Annotated in this window: 10 protein-coding genes and 2 pseudogenes; 7 read left to right on the forward strand and 5 right to left on the reverse strand. The window is 72.9% G+C overall.

Annotated elements, in window-relative coordinates:
* The first annotated feature begins 31 nt into the window (after positions 1 to 31).
* The gene (locus ACIQCZ_RS28680) at positions 32 to 1,537 is read left to right on the forward strand and encodes an FUSC family protein (RefSeq protein ID WP_402286165.1); all 1,506 of its coding nucleotides are present in this window, start codon (positions 32 to 34) and stop codon (positions 1,535 to 1,537) included.
* 145 nt (positions 1,538 to 1,682) lie between these two features.
* Positions 1,683 to 2,753: a lactonase family protein gene (locus ACIQCZ_RS28685; RefSeq protein ID WP_402286264.1), complete on the forward strand. Its 1,071-nt coding sequence runs from the start codon at positions 1,683 to 1,685 to the stop codon at positions 2,751 to 2,753.
* Between the two features lie 125 nt (positions 2,754 to 2,878).
* On the opposite strand, the gene ACIQCZ_RS28690 is transcribed toward ACIQCZ_RS28685, so the two are convergent.
* Positions 2,879 to 3,802, reverse strand: a complete 924-nt coding sequence (locus ACIQCZ_RS28690; protein ID WP_402286168.1) for a sirohydrochlorin chelatase — start codon at positions 3,800 to 3,802, stop codon at positions 2,879 to 2,881.
* Positions 3,803 to 3,914: 112 nt separating this feature from the next.
* On the reverse strand, positions 3,915 to 4,997 hold the full coding sequence (locus tag ACIQCZ_RS28695) for an N-acetylglucosamine kinase (protein WP_402286170.1): 1,083 nt from the start codon (positions 4,995 to 4,997) through the stop codon (positions 3,915 to 3,917).
* 144 nt (positions 4,998 to 5,141) lie between these two features.
* Between ACIQCZ_RS28695 and ACIQCZ_RS28700 the strand changes: the two genes are divergently transcribed.
* Positions 5,142 to 5,819 carry a uracil-DNA glycosylase gene (locus ACIQCZ_RS28700; RefSeq protein WP_376273633.1) on the forward strand — a complete coding sequence of 226 codons (678 nt, stop codon included), beginning with the start codon at positions 5,142 to 5,144 and terminating at the stop codon, positions 5,817 to 5,819.
* 263 nt (positions 5,820 to 6,082) lie between these two features.
* On the opposite strand, the gene ACIQCZ_RS28705 is transcribed toward ACIQCZ_RS28700, so the two are convergent.
* On the reverse strand, positions 6,083 to 7,171 hold the full coding sequence (locus tag ACIQCZ_RS28705) for a WD40/YVTN/BNR-like repeat-containing protein (protein ID WP_402286172.1): 1,089 nt from the start codon (positions 7,169 to 7,171) through the stop codon (positions 6,083 to 6,085).
* A gap of 181 nt (positions 7,172 to 7,352) precedes the next feature.
* Between ACIQCZ_RS28705 and ACIQCZ_RS28710 the strand changes: the two genes are divergently transcribed.
* Positions 7,353 to 8,069 (forward strand): cupin domain-containing protein, encoded by a 717-nt coding sequence (locus ACIQCZ_RS28710; protein WP_402286174.1) that lies wholly within the window; start codon positions 7,353 to 7,355, stop codon positions 8,067 to 8,069.
* On the opposite strand, the gene ACIQCZ_RS28715 is transcribed toward ACIQCZ_RS28710, so the two are convergent.
* Together ACIQCZ_RS28715 and ACIQCZ_RS28720 are read right to left on the reverse strand one after the other, a co-directional pair.
* On the reverse strand, positions 8,057 to 8,599 hold the full coding sequence (locus ACIQCZ_RS28715; RefSeq protein ID WP_402286177.1) for a GNAT family N-acetyltransferase: 543 nt from the start codon (positions 8,597 to 8,599) through the stop codon (positions 8,057 to 8,059). The genes ACIQCZ_RS28710 and ACIQCZ_RS28715 overlap by 13 nt on opposite strands.
* Before the next feature lie 11 nt (positions 8,600 to 8,610).
* Positions 8,611 to 8,949 (reverse strand): annotated as a pseudogene (locus ACIQCZ_RS28720) (substrate-binding domain-containing protein); the annotation flags it as partial.
* Between ACIQCZ_RS28720 and ACIQCZ_RS28725 the strand changes: the two are divergent.
* The 3 genes and pseudogenes from ACIQCZ_RS28725 to ACIQCZ_RS28735 all read left to right on the forward strand — a co-directional run.
* Positions 8,949 to 9,299: pseudogene (locus tag ACIQCZ_RS28725) on the forward strand (fibronectin type III-like domain-contianing protein); the annotation flags it as partial. The pseudogenes ACIQCZ_RS28720 and ACIQCZ_RS28725 overlap by 1 nt on opposite strands.
* A gap of 333 nt (positions 9,300 to 9,632) precedes the next feature.
* Complete coding sequence (locus ACIQCZ_RS28730; protein ID WP_402286179.1) at positions 9,633 to 10,013, forward strand: hypothetical protein; 381 nt, start codon at positions 9,633 to 9,635, stop codon at positions 10,011 to 10,013.
* Between the two features lie 178 nt (positions 10,014 to 10,191).
* On the forward strand, positions 10,192 to 11,289 hold the full coding sequence (locus tag ACIQCZ_RS28735) for an NADH:flavin oxidoreductase/NADH oxidase (protein ID WP_402286180.1): 1,098 nt from the start codon (positions 10,192 to 10,194) through the stop codon (positions 11,287 to 11,289).
* Positions 11,290 to 11,597: the final 308 nt, after the last annotated feature.

Genomic DNA, 11,597 nt, shown 5'->3' on the forward strand with positions numbered 1-11,597 from the left:
CAGGGCCGGTGTGCAGAAGCGGGAGCAAGCCGTGCTGAAGAGGATGTTCGTTTCCCCGGACCCGGGCCGATCGCGGCTGCGCAGCGCCGTCCGGGCCGTCCTCGGTATCGGCTCGGCCGTCACCGTGTGCGGCCTGGCCGGTCATTCGCTCGTCGCGGCCGTCACCGGCGGTCTCGCCGCGCTGCTGGCCCTGTTCACGGTGCTCGACACCACGGTGCGGGACCAGGCGATCACCACCGCGCTGCTGCCCGCCGTCGGTTTCCCCGTGCTCGCCCTCGCCGCGCTGCTGCACGACTGTCCGCCGGCGCGGGACGCGGCCTTTCTCGCGGTCATGGGACTGGGCGTGTACGCCCGGCGATGGGGGCCGCGCGGTCACTCGCTGGGCGTCTTCGCGTTCATGGCCTTCTTCACCACCCAGTTCCTCCACACACTGCCCGGACAACTGCCGGAGCTGTACTCCGCGGTCGCTCTCTCCCTGCTCGCCTCGTCGACCGTCCGCTTCGGGCTCTGGTGCTATGAGCGACGGCTGCCCGTCGCCGCCCCGCCCGTCCCGACGACCGGTGAGGGGCTGGCCCGCGCGACCACACGCCAGGCGATCCAGGCGACCGTCGGCGGAGCCGTGGCCCTGGCCGCGGGACTGCTCCTCTCCGAGCAGCGCTGGTACTGGGCCGTGGGTGCCACCTGGTGGGTCTTCGTGAACACCGCCTCGCGCGGCGAGACGCTGGTGCGCGGCTACCGCAGGATCCTGGGAACACTGATCGCCGTCCCCGTGGGCCTGGCCGTCGTCGTGCCGCTGCACGGCTCGGCCGTGCCCAGCGCGGTCCTCGTCGCGCTCGGCGTCTTCGGGATCTTCTACACCGCGGCGGTCTCGTACACCTGGATGGTGTTCTCGGTGACGGTCCTGGCCGGGGCGCTCTACGGACTGCTCGGCGTACTGGATCCCGCCCTGCTCGTGCTGCGGCTCACCGAGACCGTCGCGGGAGCGCTCGCCGCGATGCTCGCGGTGCTTCTGGTGCTGCCGGTCACCACGCACGCCACGACCGACGCGTGGATCCAGCGGGCCCTGCGCTGCGTGCACACCTGCACGGCGGAAGCGGCGGCGCGACTCGCGGGCTCGGCGACCGCCGACCCCGCGCCCCGGATCGCCGAGCTGGAGGCGCTGCTGGGGCGGGTGAGGCTGTCCCTGGCTCCGCTGGTGCATCCGCTGAGCCCGCTGCGCGCCCGCAAGGCCCGTGCCCGACAGGTGCTCGGTCTGCTGGACACGTGCGCACGGGAGGTGCGCGGGCTGGCCGGTGTCGCGGCGGACCCGGAAGCCTCCCACGACGCGCGCCTCGCGGCCGCCTGCTGGCGGGTGGAGGCCGCCGTGGAGGAACTGACGGCCCCGGACCTGCCGCGCAGGGACCGCGTGCCGGGCATCCCGCCGCACCCGGCCGTCGCGGAACCCGCGCTCGCCCATCTGCACGGTCTGGAGCGGGCCCTCGCCGAACTCGCCGCACCGCTGCGCAGCGATCCGCGCGCCCCGTCGATCGGTGTGTGAAGCGGCTGCCACGGAGCCTACGGGTCACCGACGTCTGGTCTGGACCTGAGAGGGTGGCTGCTACCGTCGCCCCGGAAGATCGCGACGGCGGGAACGGCCGTGGTCAGTCGGCGAAGAGGGGGCGGTTGTGGTGACGAGCAGTGCGATGGACTGCGACGACAGCGCGGGGCGGGCATTCATCGGGTCCTTCACCTCGGCGGGCGGACGGGGGATCACCGTCGCCGCCGTGGACCGGGAGACCGGGGCGCTGACCGTCCTCGGCGCGACGGACGCCGTTCCCGACCCCTCGTACCTGGCCCTGGGCCATGGCCCGGGTCCGGACGGCCGCGTGCTCTACGCCGTCAGCGAGACGGAGCACGGGGCGGCCGCCGCCCTCGACGTCACCGGTGAGGTGCCGGAGCCGATCGGCCGGATCCGGCCGGTGGAGGGCGACGGCCCGACCCATCTCGCACTCGCGGGCGGTCATCTGCTCACCGCCAACTACGGTTCCGGCAGCGTCACCGCACTGTCCGTGCGGGCGGACGGTTCCCTCGGCGCCGCCGCCTCCGTGCTCAGGCACGAGGGCAGCGGTCCGAACACCGACCGTCAACAGGCCCCGCACGCCCACCAGGTGCTCCCGGACCCCTCGGGGAACTGGGTGCTCAGCGTGGACCTCGGGACCGACTCCGTACGGATCTGCGCACTCGACGCGGCCACGGGGGCGCTGCGGCTGCACGGGGAGACGGCTCTGCGGCCGGGCACGGGCCCGCGTCATCTGGCCTTCCATCCCGCGGGCGCTCACGCCTACGTCCTGAACGAACTCGAACCGACCGTGACCGTATGCGTGTGGGACGCCACCACCGGGATCCTGGAACCGGTCGGTGAGACATCCGTGCTGCCCGAGGCGGCGACGGGGGACGGGGGCACGGTGACATACCCGTCCGAGGTGGTCGTCTCGCACGACGGACGGTTCCTCTGGACCGCCAACCGGGGCCACGACAGCATATCCGTCCTCGCGCTCGACGCGGCGGGCGCGAAGGCGTCCCTGGTCACGACCGTGGGCTGCGGCGGGCACTGGCCGCGCGACCTCGCCCTCGACCCCACCGGCCGACGGCTGTACGCGGCCAACGAGCGGTCCGGCGACGTCAGTTGGTTCACGATCGACCCGGCGACCGGCGTTCCGCGTCACGCGGGCTCCCTGGACGCCCCCGCCGCGTCCTGCGTGATCTTCGTCTGAGAGCACGGCACGACATGGCGTCACGAGACCACGCCACGCATGACGCGATCGCCGGACGGGCCCGGGAAACCAGGGCCGTCCGGCGATCGGGGACGCACATCCTGCCGGGCGTGCCCGGCATCGGGTCAGTGTGCCTGAGCACCCTGCGCCGTCGTCGGCGCGATGCCGAGCGCCGTCGTGTACATCGACAGCACGAGCTTGCCGATCGCGGGATAGGCGCCGAGCGGCTCGGCCGTCGCGCAGCCCGCCTCCTTCGCGGCGGCGTCCAGCAGCCCCTCGGGCACCTCGGGGCCGACGAGGTACGGCGCCAGTGCGAGCTGCGCCGAGCCGGAGCCCGTCAGCTGCTCGGCGATCGACGCGACGGAACCCTCCACATCGAGTGCGGCGGCCATCACGGGTACCGCGAGCCGGGCCGCGAGCAGCATGCCGGTGATCCCGGCGGCCTGCACGGCCTCCTCGCCCCCCACCGTGGCCAGCACGATGCCGTCGGCGGCCGTCGCCACGGTGAAGAGCCTGGCCCGGTCGGCGCGGGCCAGCCCGGCCTCCGAAAGGCGTACGTGGAGCGCCTCGGCGAGCAGCGGGTGCGGCCCGAGCACATCGGTCAGCTCGACCTGCGTACCGCTGTCCATCACGGCCTGCCGTATCCGCCGGAGCAGGGCGCTGTCCGGCCCCGCGAGCAACGGCACCACGACGGCGGAGGGGCCCTCGGGCTCGGCGACCTCGCGGCCGGCGGCCTGCGCCTGCTCGAAGCGCGCGACGCGCTCGGCGGCGCTGTGGGTGAGTACGGACGAGAGCGTGGGGTACTCGTCGTCGTCACCGTCGAGATAGCCGATCCGGGCATTGAGGCCGGGCAGCTCGGAACGGGCGATGCTGATCACCTCCTCGGCCAGGCCGCGCGTGGCCGAGGAGGGGGTGCCGGGAACGGCGAGAACGAGCGCGGCGGCGCCCTCGGGTGCGACCACGGGCTCCGGGCGGCGGTGCCGTCCGGACTGGCGAGGTCGCGGCATTCGTACAGGCAGGCCGGAAGCGGGCCCAGTGGGGGTGCTCATGGCGCCGCATGCTACTGGTTTTGGGTACGCCTCCGTTCGGGGAGGGCCCAGTCGGGTGTTATCTGTCCGCTTTTATCCGATGAGAGGCTTACTGGTCGACTGTCCCGCTCTGTCAGTGGCTGTTCAGGCCCTGCCCAGGATCGTCACCGAGTACGCGGAGCAGCGTCGGATGGTGCGGCAGCCGCAGATCCCCGGTGGCCAACGCCTGGGCGATGGACAGCGCACCGGTCAACGGATCACCCGAACCGGGGACCGCCCGTGCCTGCGGGACCTGTCGGGACAGTTCCTCGCGCAGCGGTACGAGCAGCGGATCGCCCATCCGGAACAGGCCACCCGTCAAGGCCACTTCGTACCGTTCGTCGTCGGCTCCGGCCTTCGGACACACGGCCGCGGCGGCCTCCGCGATGTGCCCCGCGGCTTCGCGCAGAATGCCCGCGGCCACCGGATCGTGCCCGGCGCACGCGGCGACCTCGGGCGCGAACGAGGCCAGCACGGCAGGGCGGTCGGTGCGCGGATAGAGCAGTCCGGGCAGTTCCGGCGCCGGTCCGAACACCGCCTCCAGCCGGGCCAGCAACGCGACGGAGCCGCCGCGCCGCCCGTCATGGGCGCGCATGGCCGCGTCGAGGCCCGCCCGCCCGATCCAGGCGCCGCCGCCGCTGTCACCCAGCAGATGCCCCCAGCCGTCGGCCCGGTGCCAGCCGGTCAGATCCGTGCCCAGCGCGATCATGCCGGTGCCACCCGCGACGACCGCCCCCGGGCGCTGACCGACCGCACCCGCGTACGCGGTGACCGCGTCGGCGGCCAGAGCCAGTCGGCGCACCCCGAGCGCGTGCTCCAGAGCCGAGGGCAGCTCGGCGCGCAACTGTCCGCCGAGTGTCGCCATACCGGCGGCTCCGACCGCCACGGCGGCGATCCGGGAGCCGGTGCCCGCGCCGTGCCGTTCCAGCAGTTGACGGGCGGCGGGCAGCAGTTGCTCCAGCAGATGGCCCGCGTCGATCCCCGTGGCTCCGGTGCGTACCGGCTCGGCGCAGACCGTCGTGCCCACCGGGGCGGACGAGCCGACGGTGCCGAGCGCCACCCGCAGCCCGGAGCCGCCCGAATCCACGCCGAGCACGTACGGACCCGTCGCGCCGGTCGACCCGTCCCGACCCGCGCCGGCGGCGCTGTTCTCCGGCGAACGCCCGGTTGAGCTCATGGACCGGCTCCAGGAAGAAGAGAAAAGGACGGCGGCAGCCTACCCCCGGTGCCGCGAGCCGTGACCGGGGGCGTGGCTGATCGGCCTCCATGCGGTGGCTCCGTGGCGGGAAGGTGGTCGTGTACGCCGGTAGAGTGATGTTTCGTGGCACCACGACCGTTGAACGAAGTAGTCGAGTCCGGCTGGGCCGACGCGCTCGCCCCCGTGGCCGGACAGATCGCCGCAATGGGCGATTTCCTGCGTGCGGAGGTAGCGGCACGTCGCACCTACCTGCCGTCCGGAGCGAACGTGCTGCGCGCGTTCCAGCAGCCCTTTGACGACGTACGCGTCCTGATCGTCGGTCAGGACCCCTATCCGACACCCGGGATGGCGATGGGACTGAGCTTCTCGGTGGCCCCCGAGGTGCGTCAGCTGCCCGGCAGTCTGGAGAACATCTTCCGGGAACTGCATACGGACTTGGGCCTTCCGCGGCCGTCCAACGGGGATCTGACGCCTTGGACACGGCAGGGCGTGCTGCTGCTGAACAGGGCGCTCACCACGGCGCCCCGCAAACCCGGCGCGCACCGCGGCAAGGGCTGGGAGGAAGTGACCGAGCAGGCGATCCGGGCTCTGGCCGCACGCGGCAAGCCGCTGGTGTCCGTGCTGTGGGGTCGTGACGCGCGCAATCTGCGGCCGTTCCTCGACGGCTTTCCGGCCATCGAGTCCGCACACCCCTCGCCCATGTCGGCGGACCGCGGCTTCTTCGGCTCGCGCCCGTTCAGCCGCACCAATGAGGCGTTGCTCCGCCAGGGGGCCCAGCCGGTCGACTGGCAACTGCCGTAGTCCGGGGCGGTCGCAGGGGCGTTGCGCCGGAGGTGGCGTGGCACCGACGTGTGCACGGGCCGCGCCGATGCCCCGTCACCCCGGGCGTGCGGGGGAGTGACGTGGCGTTCCGGAGCCGTGCTCGGGCGGCAGGGAGTACGTGACGGATCCGCCCCCGGCGGGGATCGCGTCCGGGTACACGCATCCCTGTCGCGAAGCCGGGGCGGAACCCGTCATGAGCCGGCGCGGGCGGCCGATGGTGGCGACGAAGCGCCCTTTGGTGGTCAGGGACCGACGACCGCGGCCCGGACACAGAGGACATCCGGCAGATGCGAGGCGAGTTGCTGCCAGGTGTCCCCGTCGTCCGCGCTCGCGTACACCTCGCCGTTGCGATTGCCGAAGTAGACGCCCGCCGGGTCGGCGTCGTCCGTACAGAGCGCGTCGCGCAGCACCGTGCCGTAATGCGTCTCCTCGGGAAGGCCCGCCGACAACGGCTCCCAGGTGCTGCCCGCGTCGCCGGTGCGGAACACCCGGCAGCGGTGCTCGGCCGGTACGCGGTCGATGTCGGCGTTGATCGGGAAGACGTACGCCGTGTCCGCGCGGTGCGGGTGCGCGGCAGCGGCGAAGCCGAAATCGGACGGCAGGCCCCGGCCGATGTCCGTCCAGTGGTCTCCCGAGTCGTCGCTCCGGAACACCCCCCAGTGGTTCTGGAGGTAGAGCCGGTCCGGATCGACGGCGTCCCGGGCCACCTTGTGGACGCATTGGCCGAACTCGGGTTCAGGGTCGGGGAGGAAGACCGCCGACACCCCCTTGTTCGACGGAGCCCAGCTCGCGCCGCCGTCCTTGGTGCGGAACACCCCGGCCGTGGAGACCGCGACCGTCACGGCGCGGGCGTCCCTCGGGTCCGTGAGGATGGTGTGCAGACCCTCGCCGCCCCCGCCCGGCACCCACTTCGAACGCGTCGGATGCTCCCACAGCGGCCGGACCAGCTCGAAGGACGCCCCGCCGTCCTGGGAACGGAACAACGCGGCGGGCTCCGTCCCGGCGTAGACGACATCGGGCGCTTCGGGGCCCGCGGGGTGCAACTGCCAGACCCGCTCCAGCGATGCCTCGATGAACCGCGGGAACTTCACGGCCGGTTGCTGCGGCTCGACCCAGGTACCACCCAGATCGTCGGAATGGAACACCGAGGGGCCCCAGTGCGCGCTGTCCCCGCCGACGAGCAGCCGGGGGACGTGCCTGCGGGTGTCGATGGCGATCGAACAGACCGCCTGGGCATTGAAATGCGGGCCGTCGAACTCCCATGCGCCACCGCGCCGGTGGGCGATGAAGAGTCCCTTGCGGGTGCCCACGGTGAGCAGTACGTCGGTCATGGCCGAACCTCCCGAAACGCCGTTGTGTCGGATATGGGAAAGTCTGCACCCCGCCACTGACAGAGGCCCGCAGGGCGGCCCCGGACACCAAGCCCTGTTGCTTCCACGGCCGGTGAAGTACGGTGCAGCAGACGTGGAAAGCGCTTGCCCCGCACCGTGACGGAGAGACCGAGGAGCACCAGTGCCGACCTTCGAAGGGCTGCCCGGCTCCGTCGCCGTCTCCCATCTGCGGGTATACGACTGGCCCGCCGAGGACGGCCTGCGCGGCGGGACGCCCCACGTCCATCTCGCCTGCTCCGAGGGGTATGTGGTGGTCGCGGGCACGGGCTCGGTGCAGACCCTCACCGCGTCGGGGTTCCGGCGGACACCGCTGGCGCCGGGCGCCCTTGTCCGGTTCACGCCCGGCACGATCCACCGCCTCGTCAACGAGGACGGACTGCGCATCGTCGTCCTCATGGAGAACAGCGGACTGCCCGAGGCCGGTGACGCCGTCCTCACCCTGCCGCCCCGTCACCTGGCGGACCCCGACGCCTACCGGGCGGCGGTCGCCCTCCCCGTCGACGGATCCGAGGCGGCACAGGAACGGGCCGCACGCGCCCGCCGTGACCTCGCCGTCGAGGGGTTTCTCGCGCTGCGCCGGGCCACCGAGGCGGGCGACCCCGAACCGCTCGCCGCCTTCCACCGGGCCGCCGCCGCACTCGTGCGTCCGAGAACCGAGGACTGGCGGGAGCGCTGGCGGAAGGGGGCCGCCGCCGCGTCCGAGGCGACCGGCGGCCGGCTCGACGCTCTGGCGCGCGGCGACGCCGGATATCTCGCCGACGCCTGTGTGCACGCCGAACACCCCTCCGCGCACGGCAGGTTCGGGATGTGCGGGCGTCTGGACGTCTACCGCGGCTGACCGGCCCGCGGGCCGTCACCGCCCGCCGGGCGCACCAGGATCCGGATCATGCGGCCGTCGTCCTCCCGAGCGTCCCCGACGTGCCGGAAGCCGATCCGGTCCAGCAGCGCCAGCGACGCCGCGTTCTCGGCGGCCACCGTCGCGTACACCTCGTTGAGCCCGAGGGAGTCGAATCCGTACGAGGTCAGTGTCCGCGCGATCTCGGTACCGAACCCCAGCCCCCACTCGGCCGGAGCCAGCGCGTAGACGATCTCGTGGCCGTCCACCTCCGGGGACGGGGAGGGCTTGATCTCCGCGTGGCCGACCAGGCGATCGCCGAGCCGCACGGCCCACACGTCGAAGAGGGACCGCGCGTACACCTTGCTGAAGACCCGCCCGAACAGGGCGCGGTCCTCGGCCTCGGTCTGCGGTCCGTCGCCCATCCACCGGGAGACCCGGCTGTCCTGGAAGAGCGCCACGAAGTCGTCCTCGTCCGCGGGCGTGTACGGCTCCAGCGTCAGCCGCCCGGTGCGCAGGGTGGGGGTCGTCATGAGGCGGGACGCTACGTGGCGCCGGTCCGGGCCGCAATGGAATAGGAGTGCGGGCCGGCCCGGGTGAGCGGGGCCCGGCGGAAGGGATCAGCGGCGGGGCTGCTGCGGACCACCGGCCTGGTGGCCAGGTCGACGCGGGTGGTCGCCGGGCGCTCGCCCCGTGCGAGATCGAGGACCGGACGGGCGGCGGTCTCGGCCATCTCGATGAGCGGTTGCCGCACCGTGGTGAGCGGCGGCCCGATCCACCGGGCGAGCGGCAGGTCGTCGAAGCCGACGACACTGAGGTCCTCGGGGATGCGCGGCCCCAGTTCGCGGGCGGCCTCGTAGGCATCCAGGGCCTGGAGATCGTCGCGAAGGGGCCGAGGTCGTACAGCTGTACGTCCATGACCCGGTCGCCCAGACCACTCGTCCGCGGGCATGGCTCATCGGCTACGCCAGGGTGGAGCTCGCCGCCGGAGAGGCTCGGAAGGGTCGCTTCCGATTCCATGCCGATCTGGTGTCCTTCGCCGGTATCGGCGGCCGACGCGTCGTCGAGCCCGGCGATCTGGAGCTGCGGCTCGCCGCGTCGAGTGCGGAGCGCGACGTCCGCCGGACGGTGCGGCTGAGGCCGACCGGCCCCGAGCGCACGGTCGACCACCGGCGTCGGCTGGTCTGCGACAGCTTTGTCGAGGAGGTCACGCGGGCCCCGTCCGGGAACTGACACCCCGTCCTCGTCCCTCCGAGAGCCTCCCCGCTCCGGGGAGTCCGGTGTGGAGGTCCGTCCCTGTTGCCGCCCGTCCGGGGCAGGTTCCGAAACTTTCGAAGGGGGGCGCCCCGACCGGCCGGTGGTCGTTCGTGCCGGTCGGCGCGCACTGATGACCCGCCCTCCGACGGGTCGGGGCGTGTGCTGAAATTCTGGGTGGCCGACCCGGTGGTGCTGTCCTGGACCCGGTGGTCGGCGCCGGTGGCCGGGGGCTCAGTGGTCCGCGTCCGCCGGAGAGCCTGAGGCCGCACCCGGCCGAGGGGTGCGACGGGCATGAGGACAGGCGGAGCTGTGACGCGTGGGATCGAGGACCGCGAGGGGCGTGGTGTGGACCTGGAAGTGGTCCCCGTCGGCTCGGGGGTCGAGGTCAGGGTCACGGCGCCGGCGGGCGAGTTCGTGCTGGTCTGTACGCCCGGCCGCGCCCGGGAACTGGCGGCCGCCCTCGCCCTGGCGGCGGACGGGGCCGAGAGTGCGGAGTCGGCGGAGCCCGTCACCGTCCGGGCGCGCGAGCTGCGCCGGGGGGACGTGCGGGACGGCGACCGGGCCATGACGGTGGAGAGCGTCAGGGTCGACGGCGCCACCGCTCATGTGACCTGGAAGTCGGGTGCCGGACGCAGCTGGACCCAGGGGTACGACGCGGAGGCGGTCATCACACTCAGACGTCGCGGATAGGCCGCGTGCGCGCGAACCCCGAGCGGCGCGTGGGGCCCGTTCCCTGCCGGATTCCGGCAGGGAACGGGCCCCACGCACATCCATGCCTTTGTACGAGAGGCTTCGTAATTTGACAGGTCTCGTAGTACGGTATGTATCGTACTAGCGAGTCTTTCGTACCGTCGAAACGGAGTCCGACGTGAGTGCCCTCTTCGAGCCCTACACCCTGCGGTCGCTCGTCATTCCCAACCGGGTGTGGATGGCGCCCATGTGCCAGTACAGCGCCGAACCGGTGGGGCCGAACGCGGGCGTCGCGACCGACTGGCACTTCGCCCACCTCGCGGCGCGCGCCATCGGCGGAACGGGGCTCATCCTCACCGAGGCGACGGCCGTCAGCCCCGAGGGCCGGATCAGCCCGGCGGACCTCGGCATCTGGAACGACACCCAGGTGGCCGCCTTCCGCCGGATCACGGACTTCCTCAAGGGGCAGGGGTCGGTTCCCGGCGTCCAGCTCGCGCACGCCGGTCGCAAGGCGTCGACGGCGGCCCCTTGGCTGGGCGGCGACCCCGTCGGCCCGGACGCGCACGGCTGGACGCCCGTCGCCCCCAGCCCGCTGCCGTTCGACGACGGCCACCCCGTGCCGCACGAGCTGACGGTGGACGAGATCCGGGGCGTCGTCGACCAGTTCCGTGAAGCCGCCCGCCGTGCGCTCGACGCGGGCTTCGAGGTCGCCGAGGTGCACGGAGCCCACGGATACCTCATCGGGCAGTTCCTCTCCCCGCACAGCAACCGGCGTGAGGACGAGTACGGCGGCAGCTTCGAGAACCGCGTCCGCTTCGCGCTTCAGGTCGTGGACGCGGTGCGTGAGGTCTGGCCGGAGGAACTGCCCGTCCTCTTCCGGATCTCCGCGACGGACTGGCTCACGGAGAACGACGAGGACGAGCGCGAGGGCTGGACCGTCGACGAGACCGTGCGGCTGGCCAAGGAGCTCCAGGCCCATGGCGTCGACCTGCTGGACGTCTCCAGCGGCGGGAACGCCCCGCGCGCCCGTATCGGGACCGGGCCCGGCTACCAGGTTCCCTTCGCCGAGCGGGTCAAGGCGGAGACCTCGCTCCCGGTGGCGGCCGTGGGTCTGATCACCGAGCCGCAGCAGGCCGAGAAGATCATCACCGAGGGCCGGGCCGACGCGGTCCTCCTCGGACGCGAGCTGCTGCGGAGCCCGTCGTGGGCCCAGCACGCGGCCCGTGAACTGGGCGGCGAACTCCGCACACCGGACCAGTACCTCCGCGCGGTCTGACCGTACGACTCCGCTTCGGCCCCGGACCTCGCCTCGAACCGGGCACCCTGTCCACCGTCGTTGCTGACGTCGTGTCGGGCACCGTATGCATCCGGGCCTCCGCCGTACTTCCGGTGGAGGCCCGGTGGTGCGTTCCCTCGCGGGGGAGGGGGTGCGCCGGGCGCCGTCGCCGCTGCCCGGCGCGGAAGGGGCCGCGTGGTGGAGCGATCTCGGCGCCGTGGTGCGGCAGTTCCTGATGCGGCGATGTGGCGATGCGGCCCGGTGGATCGGGGGCGGACGCGGTGTGACTCCCGAACGCCGGGTCGTAG

Source organism: Streptomyces sp. NPDC093149 (genome assembly GCF_044754145.1).
Taxonomy (GTDB): domain Bacteria; phylum Actinomycetota; class Actinomycetes; order Streptomycetales; family Streptomycetaceae; genus Streptomyces.

Bases quoted from the DNA above. Each gene is read 5' to 3' on its own strand.
- ACIQCZ_RS28685 (WP_402286264.1), top strand. From the start codon at position 1,683: ATGGACTGCGACGACAGCGCGGGGCGGGCATTCATCGGGTCCTTCACC.
- ACIQCZ_RS28705 (WP_402286172.1), bottom strand. From the start codon at position 7,171: ATGACCGACGTACTGCTCACCGTGGGCACCCGCAAGGGACTCTTCATC.
- ACIQCZ_RS28695 (WP_402286170.1), bottom strand. From the start codon at position 4,997: ATGAGCTCAACCGGGCGTTCGCCGGAGAACAGCGCCGCCGGCGCGGGT.
- ACIQCZ_RS28690 (WP_402286168.1), bottom strand. From the start codon at position 3,802: ATGAGCACCCCCACTGGGCCCGCTTCCGGCCTGCCTGTACGAATGCCG.
- ACIQCZ_RS28715 (WP_402286177.1), bottom strand. From the start codon at position 8,599: ATGACGACCCCCACCCTGCGCACCGGGCGGCTGACGCTGGAGCCGTAC.